The 16,994-nt window shown below is 70.4% G+C and carries 17 protein-coding genes; 9 read left to right on the top strand and 8 right to left on the bottom strand.

All coding sequences use genetic code 11. The annotated features are described in order from the left end of the window. Positions 1-311: 311 nt before the first annotated feature. From AB0I71_RS21605 to AB0I71_RS21580, 6 genes are all read right to left on the bottom strand, one after another. Positions 312-1,265, bottom strand: coding sequence for a GNAT family N-acetyltransferase (locus tag AB0I71_RS21605; protein WP_357587268.1), 954 nt, complete (start codon positions 1,263-1,265; stop codon positions 312-314). Positions 1,266-1,411: 146 nt separating this feature from the next. Further along, positions 1,412-2,896: a S1 family peptidase gene (locus AB0I71_RS21600; protein WP_357587266.1), complete on the bottom strand. Its 1,485-nt coding sequence runs from the start codon at positions 2,894-2,896 to the stop codon at positions 1,412-1,414. Positions 2,897-3,207: 311 nt separating this feature from the next. Continuing rightward, positions 3,208-3,999: an MBL fold metallo-hydrolase gene (locus AB0I71_RS21595; RefSeq protein ID WP_357587263.1), complete on the bottom strand. Its 792-nt coding sequence runs from the start codon at positions 3,997-3,999 to the stop codon at positions 3,208-3,210. After that, positions 3,996-4,784, bottom strand: coding sequence for an alpha/beta hydrolase (locus AB0I71_RS21590; RefSeq protein ID WP_357587261.1), 789 nt, complete (start codon positions 4,782-4,784; stop codon positions 3,996-3,998). The genes AB0I71_RS21595 and AB0I71_RS21590 overlap by 4 nt, the downstream gene beginning before the upstream one ends. Further along, on the bottom strand, positions 4,781-5,614 hold the full coding sequence (locus AB0I71_RS21585; RefSeq protein WP_357587259.1) for an alpha/beta hydrolase: 834 nt from the start codon (positions 5,612-5,614) through the stop codon (positions 4,781-4,783). The genes AB0I71_RS21590 and AB0I71_RS21585 overlap by 4 nt, the downstream gene beginning before the upstream one ends. 174 nt (positions 5,615-5,788) lie before the next feature. Further along, the gene (locus AB0I71_RS21580) at positions 5,789-6,757 is read right to left on the bottom strand and encodes a helix-turn-helix domain-containing protein (RefSeq protein ID WP_357587257.1); all 969 of its coding nucleotides are present in this window, start codon (positions 6,755-6,757) and stop codon (positions 5,789-5,791) included. A 545-nt stretch (positions 6,758-7,302) separates the two neighbouring features. Between AB0I71_RS21580 and AB0I71_RS21575 the strand changes: the two genes are divergently transcribed. The 4 genes from AB0I71_RS21575 to AB0I71_RS21560 all read left to right on the top strand — a co-directional run bounded on the left by AB0I71_RS21575 (position 7,303) and on the right by AB0I71_RS21560 (position 10,705). Then, positions 7,303-8,076, top strand: a complete 774-nt coding sequence (locus AB0I71_RS21575) for a hypothetical protein (protein ID WP_357587255.1) — start codon at positions 7,303-7,305, stop codon at positions 8,074-8,076. A 168-nt stretch (positions 8,077-8,244) separates the two neighbouring features. Then, positions 8,245-9,165 (top strand): CDP-diacylglycerol diphosphatase, encoded by a 921-nt coding sequence (locus tag AB0I71_RS21570; RefSeq protein ID WP_357587253.1) that lies wholly within the window; start codon positions 8,245-8,247, stop codon positions 9,163-9,165. A gap of 120 nt (positions 9,166-9,285) precedes the next feature. Beyond that, complete coding sequence (locus AB0I71_RS21565; RefSeq protein ID WP_357587251.1) at positions 9,286-10,065, top strand: VOC family protein; 780 nt, start codon at positions 9,286-9,288, stop codon at positions 10,063-10,065. Then, complete coding sequence (locus tag AB0I71_RS21560) at positions 10,046-10,705, top strand: hypothetical protein (protein WP_357587249.1); 660 nt, start codon at positions 10,046-10,048, stop codon at positions 10,703-10,705. Before AB0I71_RS21565 ends, AB0I71_RS21560 begins: the two co-directional genes overlap by 20 nt. A gap of 40 nt (positions 10,706-10,745) precedes the next feature. Here the strand turns inward: AB0I71_RS21560 and map are convergent, their stop codons facing one another. Next, positions 10,746-11,564, bottom strand: coding sequence for a type I methionyl aminopeptidase (map, locus tag AB0I71_RS21555; RefSeq protein ID WP_357587247.1), 819 nt, complete (start codon positions 11,562-11,564; stop codon positions 10,746-10,748). Positions 11,565-11,640: 76 nt separating this feature from the next. Here map and AB0I71_RS21550 point away from each other — a divergent pair, with 76 nt between their 5' ends. The 4 genes from AB0I71_RS21550 to AB0I71_RS21535 all read left to right on the top strand — a co-directional run bounded on the left by AB0I71_RS21550 (position 11,641) and on the right by AB0I71_RS21535 (position 14,319). Then, a complete protein-coding gene (locus AB0I71_RS21550; RefSeq protein WP_357587245.1) occupies positions 11,641-11,907 on the top strand; it encodes a helix-turn-helix transcriptional regulator in 267 nt (88 codons plus the stop codon). A gap of 18 nt (positions 11,908-11,925) precedes the next feature. Next, on the top strand, positions 11,926-12,447 hold the full coding sequence (locus AB0I71_RS21545; protein ID WP_357587243.1) for a hypothetical protein: 522 nt from the start codon (positions 11,926-11,928) through the stop codon (positions 12,445-12,447). 165 nt (positions 12,448-12,612) lie between these two features. Beyond that, entirely contained in the window at positions 12,613-13,299 is a 687-nt protein-coding gene (locus AB0I71_RS21540) for a DNA alkylation repair protein (RefSeq protein ID WP_357587241.1), read from the top strand. Positions 13,300-13,494: 195 nt separating this feature from the next. Next, positions 13,495-14,319 carry an SAM-dependent methyltransferase gene (locus AB0I71_RS21535; RefSeq protein WP_357587239.1) on the top strand — a complete coding sequence of 275 codons (825 nt, stop codon included), beginning with the start codon at positions 13,495-13,497 and terminating at the stop codon, positions 14,317-14,319. A 102-nt stretch (positions 14,320-14,421) separates the two neighbouring features. Here the strand turns inward: AB0I71_RS21535 and AB0I71_RS21530 are convergent, their stop codons facing one another. Next, positions 14,422-14,829: a hypothetical protein gene (locus AB0I71_RS21530; protein ID WP_357587237.1), complete on the bottom strand. Its 408-nt coding sequence runs from the start codon at positions 14,827-14,829 to the stop codon at positions 14,422-14,424. Between the two features lie 361 nt (positions 14,830-15,190). Between AB0I71_RS21530 and AB0I71_RS21525 the strand changes: the two genes are divergently transcribed. Continuing rightward, the gene (locus AB0I71_RS21525) at positions 15,191-16,993 is read left to right on the top strand and encodes a protein kinase (protein ID WP_357587235.1); all 1,803 of its coding nucleotides are present in this window, start codon (positions 15,191-15,193) and stop codon (positions 16,991-16,993) included. Position 16,994: the final 1 nt, after the last annotated feature.

Raw genomic sequence — 16,994 nt, 5'->3', positions numbered from 1 at the left:
CTGCAACTGCTCTACCAGGGACGTTCCCCCAACTCCGGTGGCGACTACGGCCTGCTGCCCTACCGTCCCGGACTGCTCACCCTGCAACGCTGACGGGATCCGGATCGTGGTCCGGACACCATCCGGTGTTCGGACCACGATCCGCCGTGTCGGATCGCCACCCGGACTCCGTCGGCTGGGAATCGGGCTGCCCTCGACCACCCGCCGCGGCCTGCAACGGCTGCTGCCGCAGGCTGGGTCCGGCAGCGCAGTCGGTACCGGGGCGAGCAGGGCTACGGCCGGCAGGACGGGGGCGCGTACCGGCCCAGGGGTCAGCTCGCGGAGGCGGCTTTGATCAGCGGTGCATCCCGCGAAAGCTCACGGAATCCGAGGCTGTAGTACAACTTCCGCGGCTGCGGATGCTCCGGCGCCCCCAGGCACACCACAGTGGCATGAGTGGCTCCGGCCGAGCGCGCCACCATCATGCCGTGCAGCATCATCGCTCTGGCCAGCCCTCGCCGCCGGTAGCCCGGATGCGTCCCGACCGGCTCGAACTCGACGCTCCTGTTCGCCGGGTCGAGCCACATGATCGTCGACGAGGCCATCGTCCCGTCCGGGGCCTGTACCAGGATGTGCAGGTCACCGCGATAGGCCGCGGTCCGCCGCACCTCCTCGTAGCTCCGGGCGGAGTACGCCGAGGGGGCCCAGGCGTCCACGTGAGCTTGGACCGCCGCCTCCGGTCCAGCCTCGTCGGCGGTCCGGAACCGGAATCCGGCCGGCAGAACCGGATGTTCCACCTCGGTGAGGTCACGTTCGTTGAGCTGGGTCCAGTCTCCGGCGTCGCCGAGTGCCGCCACGTCGTCGAGGTAACCGTGCGCCGCCCAGCGCCGCAGCGCGAACTCTTCGGCGGTCGTCGGCAACACCGTGCGTTCGAGACCGGCCGCCACCCCGTCGTACCACTCGATCACCTCGTCGATCAGCTCCCGGTGGTCGGGATGGATCTGGTAAACCAGCGAGGCGCCGTTGACCTCCGTGACCGAGCCGTCGTTGCGAGTGACCCGGCGCGGAAGAAACGCCCACCCCCACGCCACCAACTCGTTCCCCGAGAACCACAGCCGCCGCGGCCACGTCGCCCGGTAGAGAGCGCACCCCTGGCCCCAGACCCAGGCCAGTTCCCCGTACGAAGCGCCGGCGCTGATCAGGTCCGGCCGGACGGCGGTGACACGCTGCGCCAGATCCTGCATCAGCGGGATGTCCGCGGCGGTCATCAGCTCGGTGTCCGTCATGGTGCGCCACTGTGCCAGGCTTGCGCACCGCCGACGAACCGTTTTCCGCGTCCGCCAGGCGCGGCGGATCAGGGCACACGCCGTCCCGGTGACCCTTCGAGCGGGGTGCGGAACCGGTCCGCACCCCGCCGCGTCGTCGAGGGGGATCAGGGGTTGGTGATGCCCAGCGAGTAGCTGCCGGAGCCGCTGTACGCGTGTACCTCGAAGCGGTAGTAACCGGCCGTACCGTTGTAGGTCAGCGACTCGTCAGGCCCGGAACTGTACGAGCCGGCCACGTCGACCCAGGCAGATCCGCTCCACTTCTGCAGGTAGAGGTCGAAGTCCACGCCCGTCGGCCCGTCCAGGCAGCCGCGGTGGGTGCCCGAGACGGACGAGTAGTAGTAGCTGCCGTTCGGCTGGTAGCGGCTCTGGCCGGCGGAGATGCTGCCGGTGTAGGTCGACTCGTAGCCGCTGCAGCCGGTGGGCGGCGGAGGCGGTTCGTTGCCGCCACCACTTGTGCGCAGCGTCAGCCCGTACGCCGAGAGGATCTCGTTGACCGGCTGGAAGTAGGTGGTCCCGCCGGAGGAACAGTTGCCCGAACCGCCTGAGGTCACGCCCTGGGCCTGCTGGCCGGACAGCCACGAGCCGCCCGAGTCGCCCGGCTCGGCGCAGGCGTTGGTGCGGGTCAGCCCGCTGACCGAACCCTCGGCATAGTTGACGGTCTGGTTCTTGGCCTGGATGGTGCCGCACCGCCAGCCGGTGGTCGAGCCGGACCGGCAGACCGCCGCGCCGACGGCGGCCTCGGTGGAACCGGCCACCGTGACGTTCCCGCCCGAGTAGTTGTTGACCCACGGCTGCGGCGTCCAGTTCGAGTTGGTCTGGACCCAGCCGTAGTCGTTGCCCGGGAACGACGAGCCGCGGAAGGTGCCCTGGGCGACCTGGTTGTAGCCCTGGGTCGCGGTGCCGGTGCGACCACAGTGTCCGGCGGTGACGAAGCCGCCGGTCACCGAGAAACCGACCGAACAGCGCCCGCCCATGTAGTAGGCGTCGCCGCCCCGGACGTCGTAGAGCAGTTGCGGAGACTCGGTCGTGGTCACCACCCGGACCGCGGCGGCGTCGACCCGACTCGCGCGGACGAACGCCGAGGCGGCAGCGGTGTCGCCGCTGGCGAGGACCACGACGGTGTTCGTCGTGACGTCGACGTACCAGCCGGGAACCGCGCCGGCAGGCGCCTGGGTGGCGTGACGGTCCAGCGTCGCCTTGATCCGGTCCAACTCGGCGCCGCTGCGGCCGACGATCGTCGCCCGCGCACCGGCAGCCCTGACCCGGTCGGCGGCGGCCTTGCCGGTGACGGCGACGACCAGGCCGTCGGCGGTCATCCAGCCACCGGCGTACGACGCTCCCAGGGTCTTGCGCAGGCTGGCGTCCGTCCGGGTTCCCTTGTCGTCCCGGGCGATCCGGGTGCGTGCCTCGGTCGGGCTCAGGTCGAGGTCACGCTGCATCGCGGCGAGCATCTCCGACGATGCGGCGGTCACGGTGGCGGCGGTGTCGGGGGTTGATTGCGGGGCCGCGGCGGCGGGGGTCACCGCGACGGCGATGGCACCGACGGGCAGCAGGATCGCTGCTGCCGCGAGGGTGAGAACTCGTCTCATCTGTTGCCTCCTGTGCGAACGGCGGCGCGGGAACGGGGGGTGCGCCGCGGTCGGGGCGGGGTCCCGCCGCGCTCCGCCCTCGGAGTTTGGGCGACGATGCTGCGGGCGCGGGAGCCCGTTGACCTGGCCGGTGCCGCTGCCGGGCGCCTCGGTGGGGCGCCAGCCGGATCAGGTGGGCCACCGCCAACCTAACCGGAAGCAATAGAGACTGATCTATACCAGGTGACTCATACCAAGTGGAACCACCACCCTGGGACGGACCGCAGGTGAGGCCGGGTGGCGGCGAGCGTGCCCGCCGCCACCCGGCGTGGTCAGACCGTGAGGGTGGTGGCCGTGCCGGGGGTGAGCCAGTGCAGGCTCTCCCGGACCGTGGGCGGGGCGGATGCGAACGCGGCCTCGATCGCCTGCCGTCCTTCGCTGAAGTGGCCCCAACCCTCGTAGTGCACCGGCACCACCGTACGAGGCCCGATCAGCCCGCACAGTTCGGCGCCCTCGGCGGCGGTCATCGTGTAGCGCAGCGGACCGGTGAGGCCGAACCGTACCGCGCCGAGGTGCAGCACCACGGTGCCGATGCCGAACCGGTCGGCGACCTGACGGACGCCGTCGTAGAGCACGGTGTCGCCGGTGATCCAGAGCGGCCCGTGCCGCTGGCCGGCCCAGCGCAGCACGAAACCTGTCACCTCACCGACGACCGGGCGGCTCAGCGGCGGGCCGTGTCGGCACGGGGTCGCGGTGACCTCGATGGCCGGCCGGTCGGGTGCCGTGAGCGTGGTGTGCTGCCACGGCGCCAGGCCGGTGGCGGCGGCTCCGAGCCGCCGGCTGCCGGCCACGGTGGTGACGATCCGGCCCGCCGCTCGTAACAGGACCCGGCCGGCGTCGTCGAGGTTGTCGGCGTGGTGATCGTGGGTCAGCAGCACCGCGTCGAGGTCGCCGAGCGACTCCGCCGGCAGCGCGGGGCCGGCGAGCTTGCGCGACGCCGTGCCCCAGCCGAACCGGTAGGTCCGGCCGGGTGCGTCGAACGTCGGATCGGTGAGCAGGTGCCAGCCGTCGACCTCGATCAGCACGGTCGGACCGCCGATGTGCGTGATCCGGACGTCGGTCATCCTGCCTGCCGCACGGCCCAGTCGAGGACCTCGTCCGCGATCTGCTCCCATCCCTTCTGCGCCGGCAGCAGGTGGGCGTAGCCGTCGTACTCGCGACGTTCGGTGATGGTGTTGGACTTGTAATGCTCCGCGTTCGACTTCTGCACGGCGGGCGGCATGATGTGGTCCTCGCTGCCGGACACGAACAGCAGCGGTGCCCGGTCGTTGTTCTGGTAGTCGACCCAGGTGTCCTGGTGGCCGGGTTGGAAGTTGGCCAGGACGCCGCCCCACACGATGCCGCCGGGGGCGGGGATGTGGTAGCGCTCGTAGAGAGCCCGCGACTCCTCGTCGGTGAATGTGTTGGTGAAAGCGTACTTCCACTGATCGAGGGTCAGGCCGACCGCCTTGTGCCGGTTGGCAGGGCTCCTGAGTACCGGGAAGGTGGACTTGACCTGGGACAGAGGCACCACGCGAACGCCCTCGGTGGGTGCCGAGTTGAGTGCCACGCCGGCTGCGCCGTAGCCGTGGTCGAGCAGGATCTGGGTGAACGCGCCACCGGCGGAGTGGCCGATGATGATCGGCGGCTCCGGCAGCGCCCGCACCACCTCTTCGAGGTGGGCGATGATCTGCGGCACCGTAACCTGCGCGATCGGGGCCGGGTCGGCGTTGAGCGCCTCCACCTCGACCTCGAATCCGGGGTACGCGGGCGCCACCACCTGGTGGCCCTTGCTCTCGTAGTGGGTGATCCAGTTCTCCCAGCTGCGGGGCGTGACCCAGAAGCCGTGCACCAGGACGATCGGTTTCATGGCTGGTACTCCTCGAGGAAGGCGAGCAGGTCGTCGCCGAGCTGCTGCTTGTGGGTGTCGGTGATGCCGTGTGGTGCGCCCGGGTAGACCGTCAGCCGGGCGCCCTTGATGCGGGCGGCGGATGCCTTTCCGCCCACCTCGAAGGGCACGACCTGGTCGTCGTCGCCATGGATGACCAGGGTGGGTACATCAAAGGCGTCGAGGTCCGGGCGGAAATCGGTGGCGGAGAAGGCGGCGACGCACTCGTAGGCGTTGCGGTGTCCAGCGGCCATGCTCTGCAGCCAGAATACGTCCCGGATCCCCTGTGAAACGACGCTTCCCGGTCGGTTGTGGCCGAAGAACGGCCCGTCGGCCAGGTCCTTGTAGAGCTGCGCGCGGTCGGTAAGCGAGCCGGCGCGAAGGCCGTCGAACACCTCGACGGGTACCCCGGCGGGGTTGTCCTCGGTCATCAGCATGAACGGCGGCACCGCCGAGACGAGGGCGACCTGGGCGGCGCGGCCGGTGCCGTGCCGGCCGATGTAGCGGGCCACCTCGCCGCCGCCGGTGGAGAATCCGATCAGGGTGGCCGCTCGCAGGTCGAGCGCCTCGACGACGGCGGCGAGGTCGTCGGCGTAGGTGTCCATGTCGTTGCCGTGCCAGGTCTGGGTGGAGCGGCCGTGTCCGCGTCGGTCGTGCGCGATCACCCGGTAGCCGTTCGCGGCGAGGTGCAGCGCCTGGGCTTCCCAGCTGTCGGAGTTGAGCGGCCAGCCATGGGACAGCACGACCGGGCGGCCGCTGCCCCAGTCCTTGTAGAAGATCTGCGTGCCGTCGCTGACGGTGACGAAAGGCATGGTCCGCTCCTAACGGTGCGCTGCGGCTCGCAGGATGAGGGCGGAAGTGGCGCTGAGTGTGGACATGACTCCCTTTCCCGGCGGGGTGCCCGCCGTTGTCAGGGGCAATGTCGCACCTTCGCGACGGCGAAGGTGTTCTGAAGACGCACGGTTCTGACGTCTGTGTGCACCCGTTCAAGATGGCGGGGAGGTGGCCGCCGACTTCTGCGCGGTGACCATCTGTCGTGGAGTGACCCCGAAGGTCTCGCGGAACTTCGTCGAAAAGAAGCTCGGGTTGGAAAAGCCCCAGGCCCGTGCCGTTGCTGCGATGGACGCGTAACGCGGACGAGCGGAGGTCAGGTCCGCCCGTGCGCCGTGCAGGCGCTGTTCGATGATCGACTGCTCCAGGCTCTGGCCCAGTGACTCGTAGAGCTTGTAGAGCGTGCGCAGCGAGATGGCGTTGGCCGCGGCGATCCGTACCGGTGTCAGGTCCGGATCCCGCAGGTTGCTGCGCACATAAGCCTGCACCCGCGCCTGCATCGAGGAGTTCATGGCCTCCCGCAGCCGTCGGTCGTCGCCTGCCGCGGTGAGCACCAGAGCACGCATCAACTCGGCCGAGGCGGCACCCAGCTCGGGCCCCGCACCACTGTCGACTAGATCGTCGGCCTGTCCCGTCACCCGAGCGACGTGACTGCGAACCAGCTCGTAGAGCGGGCTCACCCGCAGCTCACGCGCGGCCCGGTGGATCACGTCCCGGGAAACGCCCAGATGATCGGCATCGACGTGCAGCGCGTAGGAGGCGCCTCCGCCTTTCCAGCCGTAGACGTACGGCAGGGAGAGGTCGACAAGCATGAGGTCACGCGGCCCGAACACGCGGCCCTCCCGCGCCCACATCAGATGGTTGTCGGTCCGCATCGGTAACGCCAGAACTATCGACGACTCGTCCGAGGCCCGGGCGATCCGGGGCGTGCGGCGCAGTGTCGTGCCGGAAGCCTCGATGGTGAAGACCTTCGCCCGACCGAATTCGAAGACTGCCATCTTCGCCTCGATCGCGGCCGGATCCTCGAACGAGGCCATACTGGCGGAACAGTTGCCGCTGACCGTGGCCTGGAAGGCCTCCGCGCGTTCTCGCGCGGGTAGCGACTGCGTGTCGAGAACGAGCATGGCTTCCCATCCGTTCCTGAGCCGTGTCCCGGACGGCGCTTCCTGTAACACGTCCGCAACTGCGCCGTATCAAATGCCTGGCAGATGGAGAAACCCCGCTGCTCCATTCGCTGTTGCGGTACAAACGGCGAACGGAACGACGAGGTTGAATTCAGTATGCGCTCCGCAGAGGTGGAGGACAACGCCGTCCGGCGGGAGGTCGCCCCCCGCTGCCCCGGCGCGCCAGAAGTGCCCACGTCTGGCCGGGGGCGTGCGCGGCCGGACCGGCAAGGGCGGCCGACGAGCACCGTCCCTGATGTGGTCCCGATGGACGCCGGACCGCTCCTGCCCGTCGGGTACGCGGACCCGTAGGGATTCAACATCTGCTATATATGGGAACGCTTCCACGGGTGAAACCGCGAAGACGAAGTCGAGCCTGACACCCCGATGACCAACCCTTCTACCAGGGATTTCGCCGTTGCCGCCGAGAGCTTCACGGGTCGTGCGTGGGGCACCGCAGCCCTCGCCACATCGCGGGTGGTGGGGAACCAGTTCATGGAGGAAACATGCGCACCATTCTTGCCGCGCTCACCGTCCTTATGGTCGGCGTGACGGTCGGCAGTGTCCCGTCCGACGCCGCGGGTGCCGCCCACCGCGGCTCCTGCACCCGACACATGCTCTTCTGCGAGGACTTCGAGCGCCTGCCGCGCGGCGGCGCCAGCACGCTGGACTGGGGCATCGACACGCGTAACGGCACACTCACCGTGGAACGTGCCCACCGTGGCAACCAGGTGCTGCACATCCACACCGTCGACAACGGCCGTGCCTTCCTGCGGGTCGACGATTTCGCCGCGCCGGGCAACCGCTTCTACGGCCGGATGCGGCTGCGAGTCGACGCCTTCCCGACCGGCCCCGACTGGGCGCACTTCACCCTCGTGGAGGCCACCGGCACCGGCAGCTCGGAGATCGTCCGTCCGATCGGCGGCCAGTACGCGCCGACGGTCCCCGGCATCTTCTGGGGTGTGGGCGCCGACGGCGGGCCGACCGGCGACTGGACCAACTGGCGGGAGTCCGCCCCGGTCGTCGAGGACACCTGGCAGTGCTTCGAGTGGCATCTCGACCCGGCGGACAACCGCGTCGCGGTGTGGATCGACGGGGTGGCCAACCCGGAGCTGACCGCCTCCACCACCGAACACGGCGGCAACGACGTGCCGTTCATCCTGCCGGCGGTCAACACCGTGAAGATCGGTTGGCAGCTCTACCAGGGCGGCACCACCCCGGCGGCGTTCGACCTCTGGATCGACGACATCGCGCTTTCCACCAGGCGTCTCGGCTGCTGACCCCTGGGGCTGTCGACACGATCAGGGGATCCTGCCAGCGACGAACATGGCCATGACCGGTTGGTCCTAATCTCGACGTGTTCATGCCTCGCATTCGCATTCGGCGCCGACTGGTGACCCGATGTCGCGGACGCCAGGCCGCGTGCTGCTGGTTCGCGAATGCGGAGGATGACGATGGGCCCCGACCGGGCAAGCGGAAAGATGCAGCGACGTCAGTTCGTCAGACTCTCCGGCACCCTCGGCGCCACCGGCGTCCTGGGGCTGGTGGCGGCAGGCGACGCGTCGGCCGACGGGGGCCAGGTCCCGGGGTCCCCGCCGGCCGACGCACCGGGTGCTCCCGGAGCCGCGCCCTGTCCCACACCGTCGCAGCTGTGCGGCTATCCGAGCGACACCGGAGGCAGGTACGACCTGTGGGACAGGGTGCAGGTCTGCGAGGGTACGAAAACCGGTCCGCCGTTTCCGCAGTGCCTGCGGACAACTCCCACCTATGTGATCCTCAACGGCGGCTCCGGGTCGAACCACGACTTCCTGCTGGTGCCCAGTTGCCGGATCAGCGGCATCGAGTGCCCGTTCATCGCCACGGCCAGCGCTCCGAACTACTGGCTGGAGGCGTGGGACAACGCCCAGCCGGGACAGCCCGGCCACGTGGTGTACCCGCACATCGGCCTGGGCGTCAACTCGGCCGACCCGGCCATCCGCCAGCAGGATCAGCTGCACATCCACCTGGCCGGCATCCACTCCGGCATCCAGACCCAACTGAACAACCACGACAGTACGATCACCAACGTCCCGTCGAACTGGCGGAACCAGATCGTTCCGATCTGGGGCCTGACCAGCACCGGCACCCCAGCGCCCCGGTCCTACCGGGTGTTGCACGTCGCCAATCTGAACCAGAACCTCTTCACGCTCCTGCGCGACAGCGTGGTGCGGCCGACCGGAGCGACAATGGCGGCTCAGATACTGGCCGTGACACCCCGCCTGGTCGGCAACGGCGGATTCTATGTGCTGAACAGTGAACCGGGGCTGCCCGTGCCGCCCGGTCAGCCCGGGGGCACCGGCACCGTCGACTTCCTCCTCGCGTACGCCTGAGAGCGGACGCCGTCGAATAATCGGCTGTGCGCGGCGCCGCCCGCTCCTTACCCTGCACCCGAACAGACGGCGAACGGCGTGCTGCCGACAGCGGCCAGCCAACGATCGGGGATACGTGCGATGACTTGTCAGCTGGTCGCTGTGTGTTTCGATGCGAGTCAACCGATGCGGCTGGCGCGGTTCTGGGCCGACCTGCTCGGCCGGGAGGTCGTCCACGATCCCGGCGGTGCGTCTCTTCCCGGCACGGACACCCAGCTCGGCCTCCGGTTCGTGGAGAGCCGTGCGCAGCGGGTGGCGGAGAACCGCGTGCACCTGCACCTGACCAGCACCAGCCTCGCCGACCAGCAGCGGACGGTGGCGCGGGCGCTCGCCCTCGGCGCCTGCCACCTGGACCTCGGGCAGCGCCCGGAGGAAGGACACATCGTCCTCGCCGATCCGGACGGCAACGCTTTCTGCGTCATCGAGCCGGGCAACAACTTCCTCGCCGGTTGCGGATTTCTCGGTGAGATCGCCTGCGAGGGGACCCGGGAGGTCGGTCTCTTCTGGAGTGCGGCGCTGCGCTGGCCGCTCGTGTGGGATCAGGACCAGGAGACCGCCGTGCAGTCACCGGCCGGCGGCACGAAGGTCGCCTGGGGAGGTCCGCCCGTGGCTCCGAAGCAGGGCAGGAACCGGCAGCGCTTCGACCTTGCTCCACCCGCCCACGGCGATCAGCGGTCGGAGGTCGACCGGCTGGTGTCCCTCGGCGCCACGCGGATCGAGGTCGGCGAGGACGGCGCTGTCATGCTCGCCGATCCCGACGGCAACGAGTTCCGTGTGTTGCCACCCCGACAGGCCGGACGGCCGTCGACAGGCCGGCTGCGATCCGGGATATCGTCGGCGAGTGGGAAGCCAGCCACCTGACGGCGGCATCGAGGTGTCGCCGGACGACATCGAGGCACTCGAAGCCCGCTGGGCGGGATGCTGGACACCGCACGAGGTCGCCCGGCGTCTGGCCGGTGTCGAGGTGCCCTGGTACGTCGCGGCGGGCTGGGCCCTGGACCTGTTCCGCGGTGAGCAGACCCGGGCGCACCACGACATCGAGATCGGTGTGCCAGCCGGGCGGTTTCCGGCGATTCGCGAGCGCCTTGCCGAGTTCACCTTCGACGCGGTCGGCGCCGGGCGGATCTGGGAAGCGGCGACGCCGCAGGTGCTCAGCGCCACCCACCAGACGTGGTTGCGCGAGCCGGCGACGGGACACTACCTGCTCGATGTCATGCGTGAGCCGCACGACGATGAGATGTGGATCTTCCGGCGGGACGCGACGATCAGGCTGCCCTACCCCGAGATCATCCGGCAGAGCCCGGACGGGATTCCATACCTTGTCCCTGAGCTGGTTCTGCTCTTCAAAGCCAAGCACGTGCGCCCCAAGGATCAGGCCGACTTCGACGGCGTCCTCCCGCTGCTGACCGATGTGCAACGCGAGACGTTTACCCGGCTGCTGAGTCAGGTGCATCCGGGGCATGCCTGGCTGACGGCCCTGCAGTTGGACGAGGGCCGGTGAGACCGGTCCGACCGTACGAGTTTGACAAGCGCCCTGCGGTTCAGGAGGCGGTGGCGGACTTCTCGGCAGGATCGGCCGAGGCGGTGCCGTGGGCGGGGCGGCGGGTCAGTACCCGAGGGCCGGAAGCCGTGATGGCGACCGTGTGCTCGGAGTGGGCGGTGCGGGAACCGTCCGCCGACCGGATCGTCCAACCGTCCTTGTCGTACCTGATCTTGTCGGTGGAGCGGCAGAGCCAGGGTTCGATGGCGATGGTGAGGCCGGGGTCGAGTTTCAGGCCGCGGCGGGGGCGACCGTTGTTGGCCACGTGCGGCGCCTCGTGCATGGTGCGGCCGATGCCGTGACCGCCGAACTCGCCGTTGACCCGGTAGCCGTAGGAGTGCGCGACTTCGCCGATAGCGGCGGAGACGTCGCCGAGGCGACCGCCGGGCTGGGCGGCGGCGATGGCGGCCTCCAGCGCGACCTCGGTGGCCTCGATCAGCTTCAGGTCCGCCGGGTCGGGGGTGCCGACGATGACGGAGAGCGCGGAGTCGGCGACCCAGCCGTCGATGCCGACCGCCATGTCGATGCTGAGCAGGTCGCCGTCGCGCAGGACATAGTCGTGTGGGAGACCGTGCAGCACCGCGTCGTTGACCGACAGGCACAGCACGTTGCGGAACGGACCGCGGCCGAACGACGGGGCGTAGTCCCAGTAGCAGGACTCGGCGCCGCGTTCGGAGATCCGGCGGCGCGCGTGGTGCTCCAGGTCCATCAGGTTGACGCCGACCGCGGCGACACCGCTCAGTTCGGCGAGCAACTCGCCCACGAACTGGCCGGTCACCGCCATTCGGTCGATCTCCTCGGCCGACTTGAGCTCGATCATGAAAGCCTCCCTCGTCCCTGCCGGTATTTTTATACCACGTCGCGGTGCGGCCGCTCGGGAGGGCTATCCTGCTGACATGGTTCGCCAACCGCTCACCGCCGAACAGATCGCCGCGGGCCAGCGCCTCGGAGCCGCCCTGCGGGCTGCCCGGGCCGGCCGCAGCCTCGTCGACGTGGCCCTGGCAGCCGGCATCTCTCCCGAGACGCTGCGCAAGATCGAAGCAGGCCGGCTACCCGCGCCGGCGTTCGGCACCGTCGTCTGCCTCAGCCAGGCTCTGGACGTCCCCCTCAGCGAACTGGCCGAGGTCTGGCGGGCCGACATGCCCATCCGCCAGGCGTCCTAGCGGCAGGGGAGACCCGTTGTGCGCCCGCCGGACGCCCACCGCGCCGGACGGTCCGGCGCCGTTGCTGGCGCACCGATCATCTTCCTGGACCTCGACGGCGTACTGAATCCGTTCGAGGCACCGAGGTGCCCTGACGGTTACCAGGAACGAGTCCTCTTCGACGGTGAAGACCCACAGCGCTACTGCCTGGCGCACGCCGACTGGATCCGGGAGCTGGTCGCCGTCGGAGAGCTGTGGTGGGCGACGGGATGGGGCGAGCAGGCCAACGAGCTCTACCTTCCGCTGCTCGGAGTCGGACCACTGCCGGTGGTCGGCTTCCCGCTGGTGCCGTTCGATGCTGAGCTCAAGGTGCCGGCCGTCGATGCCGTGGCCGCCGATCGGCCGGCAGCGTGGATCGATGACAACCACACGGCCGTTGGCCGGCGGTGGGCCGCTGGCCGCTCGGCACCGACTCTGCTCGTGTCGATCGATCCCGCGACCGGATGGACCCGAGCGGACGTCGACCGCGTGGTCAGCTGGGCGGCAACACTGTCCCGGTGAGCCCGGCCGTCGGCGCCGGTGATGTCGGCGTCGAGCGGTCCTGCTCGACGGCGACCCGGGGGTCAGTGCCCGGCGGAGCAGTACCGGACGCTGGGAGTCGGCCGGTCACCCAGGGTGCACCTCGTCGTACGCTGCATTGTCGCGCGTGACGAACAGGGGGCTGAGGTGGCCGAGACGACGCTGACCGGGACGACGGTGGCCGAGGTGCTGGCGGAGTTGGCCGAGCTGGAGGACCCGAAGACACGTGAGGTGAACGAGAGACACGGCGACGATCACGGCGTGCACCTCAGCAAGCTGCGTGCGCTCGCCAAGCGGCTGAAGACCCAGCAGGACCTCGGGTGGCAGCTGTGGCAGACCGGTGACACGGCGGCGCGACTCCTGGCGATCCTGATCTGCCGTCCCAAAGCGTTCGAGCGCGACCAGTTGGACGCCATGTTGCGCCAGGCGCGCGGACCCAAGGTGCACGACTGGCTGGTGAACTACGTGGTGAAGAAGAGCCCGCACTGCGAGGAACTGCGCCGGGCGTGGTTCGCCGACCCGGACCCGGTGGTCGCCAGCGCCGGGTGGGCGCTGACCACCGACCGGGTGGCGGCGAAGCCCGAAGGGTTGGACCTCACCCGGCTGCTCGACATGATCGAAGCGCAGATGAAGGACGCCCCGGACCGCCTGCAGTGGGCGATGAACCACTGCCTGGCGCAGATCGGGATCGAGCACGCCGAGCACCGTGCCCGCGCGATCGACATCGGGGAGCGTCTGGCGGTGCTCAAGGACTATCCGACCTCCGCGGGCTGCACCTCTCCGTACGCGCCCGCCTGGATCGCCGAGATGGTGCGCCGACAACACGACAGGTGACAGTCATGATCCGTGCTGCTGGGGCTGACCGGGTTCGGCTGACGCCGGAGCGACCACTTAGGATGGTCGACGACGGTAGGTGAAGCACGGTGCGCCGGCGACGTCGACCGAACGCGATGTTTGGTTACACTCGGTCCGGCGCTCGGCCCAGGCGGTTCGGCCGACCGTGATCCGGTGTGGACGAGGAGACGAACTGTGGCGAACGAAGAGGTGGCACCGGCCGGGGTCGACATGAGCGTGCCGAGCATCGCCCGGGTGTACGACTTCATGCTCGGCGGCAAGGACAACTTCGCGGTGGACCGCGCGGTCGCCGAGCACGCACTCAAGATCACGCCGGACGGCCCGCAGGCGGGTCAGGCGAACCGGGCCTTCCTCCGTCGGGCGGTGCGCTTCCTCACCGAGCAGGGCATCGGCCAGTTCCTCGATCTCGGTTCGGGTCTGCCCACCCAGGGCAATGTGCACCAGGTGGCCCTGCGTCACGACCCGCAGGCGCGGGTGGTCTACGTCGACAACGACCCGATCGTGCTGGCGCACGGGCGGGCGCTGCTGGCCGACGCCGGAACCGCGACGGTGGTCCAGGCCGACATCCGATCGCCGGAGGCCATCCTGGACCATCCGGAGACCCGCCGGTTCCTGGACCTCGACCGCCCCCTCGGGCTGCTGCTCTTCGCGATTCTGCACCACCTCAGGGACGACGAGGACCCGAAGGGGGTGGCGGCGAGGCTGATCGACGCCCTGCCGTCGGGCAGCTACGTCGCGATCTCCCACTTCCGTGATCCGGGCGATCGGCACCCCGACGCCTCCCGGAAAGCGCGCGAGGTCGAGCGCATCTTCAACGAGTCACTCGGTACCGGCCGCTGGCGTACCGACGAGGAGATCCTCTCCTTCGTCGAAGGCCTGGAGGTGCTGGAACCGGGCCTGGTGCCAGTGGCCGCGTGGCGACCGGATCCGGATGAGACCGCACCGGAGCAGACCGACACCTACCACACCTTCGTCGGACTCGTCGCCCGCAAACCGTGACGGCGGCCCTCGCCGGCCCGGCCTGCGGTGTTGCCGTCCCGGCCGGGCCTGCTGCCGGCGGGCGCGGCCGGTCCACCGGGCCCGTCGGCGTGCGTCCGGTCATCACCACACGGTGACCTGACCGGCCACCAGCGCCTTGCGTCCCTCGAACGGACGGTACTCGGCCGGGTCGGTCAGGTGGTGGCGGGCCGAGAGACCGCGGTACGAGAAGGCGACGACGGTCCCCTCCACGGTGACCAGTTGTGGTGGGGACGCCTCCACGGCCTGACGGGTCAGCACGAGGAGGATGCCGTCGGCCAGGTCGACGTCCCGCACGACGAGCGCACGCTCGTCGACGACCCGGTCCACCGCCGCGGTCACGGTCAGCGCGTCACCGACCTCGACCCGCGCGAGAGTGTTCGGCGGGCTGGTACCGGTGGACGGGGGTGGCGGTTCCGCCACCGGTTCACGGGCGCAGCCGGTGACGACGAGGACGGCCGCCAGGCCGGCGGCGACCGCGGCGTGCCGCATGCCGTGTTGAACCGATCTGCTTGGACGTCCCCGCGTGGTGCGTCGGACCGCGAGGTCGCCGGCGTCGCGCACCCGCCGCGTGATCCAGGCGGAAAAGGGTTCCCGGGTCATGTCGTCGCCTCCTCGTCCATCCGGTGAAAACGGTGCCTGTTCCCAAGAGATGCCCGACGGGATGACGGCTGCCGCGCGATCGTGTGACGGTCGCGTGACATCACGAATCGAGGTCCGCCAACTGATTGAGCAGGGGTTTTCCCGCCTCCGGCCGGGGGTAGCGCGATAGTCGACAAGGGCGGTGACGGGACACGTTCCGCCACCGGGACACCCCGCCGGGGTGCGCGGCCGGATCGGGAGGTTGTGGCTCGTGCGATGTCTGCAACGGCGTTACCGGCTCGACGAACCGGTCGGCCGGGGCGGCATGGCGACCGTCTGGCGCGGCTACGACCTGCGGTTGCAGCGCACCGTCGCGGTGAAGCTGCTGTCGGCCCCGCTGCTGGGTGACCCCGCGGCCCGCGACCGCATCCGCCGCGAGGCGCTGGCCGCCGCGCGGCTGGACCATCCCGGTGTGGCCCGGGTGTACGACTACGGCGAGCAGCGGCATCTGACCCGGACCCCGACCCCGTTCCTGGTGATGGAGTTCGTCGCCGGATCGACGCTGGCCGCCCGCCTGCGTGGCGCCGGCACCCTGCCCCCGGACGAGGTGCTGCGCATCGGTCAGCAAGTGGCGGCGGCGCTCGCCGCCGCGCACGAGCAGGGCATCGTGCACCGGGACGTCAAGCCCGGCAACATCATGCTCACCCGCAGCGGTGTGAAGGTGGTCGACTTCGGTATCGCCGTCGCCGCCGGCGACGACCCGGCGGAGCCGGACGGGCAGCTCTGGGGCACCCCGAGCTATCTGCCACCGGAGTTGGTCGGGGGAGCGGAGGCGGTGCCGGCGGGCGACGTGTTCGCACTCGGCGTCGTCCTCACCGAGTGCCTCACCGGTCAGGCCCCGCAACGGGCCCTGCATGAACCGGTGTCCGTTCCCGCAGTCGAGGGACTGTCCGCCCACCACGCGCGGCTGATCGACAGCTGCCTGGCGACCGATCCGGACCGGCGCCCGAGCGCGGGTGAACTCGCGGAGGCACTGTCCGGGGCGACAACGACCGTGCGGCCGGCACCCAGCTCCGCAGGCACCCGGGTCGCCGTACCCACCCGAGCGGTCCCGGGGCCCACCAGGCCGGCCGGTCGGCCCGCCCGGCGGTCGAGGGTCGCCGGGCGGCGTCGCGGGCTGCTGCTCGCCGCGCCCGCCGTGGCGCTGGCCGCGCTGGCCGGGATCGTGCCGGGACTGGTCGCCGCCGACGAGGGCTCCGCCGACCCGCCGGCCCCTGAGTCCGGTTGCACCGTGCAGTACCGGGCGCAGCAGGCCGCCGACGGTCGCTTCACCGCACAGATCAGCGTTACGGGGACCGGGCAGCCGGTGGTCGGGCAACGGGCGCTGACCTTCACTCTGCCGGCCAGTCAGCACCTGCTCGACGTGCGAGGCGCGGCCTGGGCGCACGACGAGCAGCGGGTGACGCTGCGTCTGGCCGAGCCGTCGGAGCCGGGTGCGGGCGCGACGGCGACCCTGCACGGCCGCGTCGAGTCCGGCGGGCATGAGACACCCGACCGGTTCAGCCTGGCGGGTGTCGCCTGCCGGTCCGCCGACACGCACGTACGAACGTCGGTCCTGGCCTCCGCGTCCGCCGAGCCCGCAACCTCGACGACGGGGTCTTCCGGGCGCGCGGGTGCGTCGGATGCGGACCGCCCGACGTCGGCCGGGGTCGGGTCGAGTCAACCGGCCGCCCGCCCGACCGGCGCCCCGTCGGCGGCGCCGTCCCCCTCGACACCGGCCACGTCCGGTCCGCCGGTCTCCGCCGGTCCGTCGGTGACGTCCAGCCCTCCGGTGCCGTCCAGCCCTCCGGCGACGACCAGCCCGCCGGTGCCGTCCAGCCCGCCGGTGCCGTCCAGCCCGTCGGCGACGTCGCGCCCAGCCACTCCGTCACCGACCGAACCGACCTCGCCACCGATCACGGACCCGCCTGAAGCGGCGGACCCCGCCCCTTCACAGACGTCTCCCACCTCGGTGACCTCGGCTACGTCGACGGGCGCCGGGCAGCGCGGGCACACCGGCGACACGACCGCCTAGT

This window comes from Micromonospora sp. NPDC049891 (genome assembly GCF_040660295.1).
Classification (GTDB): Bacteria; Actinomycetota; Actinomycetes; order Mycobacteriales; family Micromonosporaceae; genus Micromonospora.
Note: the sequence above shows the minus strand (reverse complement) of the source record. Positions and strands in the feature narration are given on the sequence as shown.

What these genes read in the sequence shown, in the direction of transcription:
- AB0I71_RS21595 (WP_357587263.1), bottom strand. Translation starts at nt 3,999, where the DNA reads ATGACCGACGTCCGGATCACGCACATCGGCGGTCCGACCGTGCTGATC.
- AB0I71_RS21570 (WP_357587253.1), top strand. Translation starts at nt 8,245, where the DNA reads ATGACGATGGGCCCCGACCGGGCAAGCGGAAAGATGCAGCGACGTCAG.
- AB0I71_RS21585 (WP_357587259.1), bottom strand. Translation starts at nt 5,614, where the DNA reads ATGCCTTTCGTCACCGTCAGCGACGGCACGCAGATCTTCTACAAGGAC.
- AB0I71_RS21590 (WP_357587261.1), bottom strand. Translation starts at nt 4,784, where the DNA reads ATGAAACCGATCGTCCTGGTGCACGGCTTCTGGGTCACGCCCCGCAGC.
- AB0I71_RS21580 (WP_357587257.1), bottom strand. Translation starts at nt 6,757, where the DNA reads ATGCTCGTTCTCGACACGCAGTCGCTACCCGCGCGAGAACGCGCGGAG.
- AB0I71_RS21600 (WP_357587266.1), bottom strand. Translation starts at nt 2,896, where the DNA reads ATGAGACGAGTTCTCACCCTCGCGGCAGCAGCGATCCTGCTGCCCGTC.
- AB0I71_RS21530 (WP_357587237.1), bottom strand. Translation starts at nt 14,829, where the DNA reads ATGCGGCACGCCGCGGTCGCCGCCGGCCTGGCGGCCGTCCTCGTCGTC.
- AB0I71_RS21565 (WP_357587251.1), top strand. Translation starts at nt 9,286, where the DNA reads ATGACTTGTCAGCTGGTCGCTGTGTGTTTCGATGCGAGTCAACCGATG.
- AB0I71_RS21575 (WP_357587255.1), top strand. Translation starts at nt 7,303, where the DNA reads ATGCGCACCATTCTTGCCGCGCTCACCGTCCTTATGGTCGGCGTGACG.
- map (WP_357587247.1), bottom strand. Translation starts at nt 11,564, where the DNA reads ATGATCGAGCTCAAGTCGGCCGAGGAGATCGACCGAATGGCGGTGACC.
- AB0I71_RS21605 (WP_357587268.1), bottom strand. Translation starts at nt 1,265, where the DNA reads ATGACGGACACCGAGCTGATGACCGCCGCGGACATCCCGCTGATGCAG.
- AB0I71_RS21550 (WP_357587245.1), top strand. Translation starts at nt 11,641, where the DNA reads ATGGTTCGCCAACCGCTCACCGCCGAACAGATCGCCGCGGGCCAGCGC.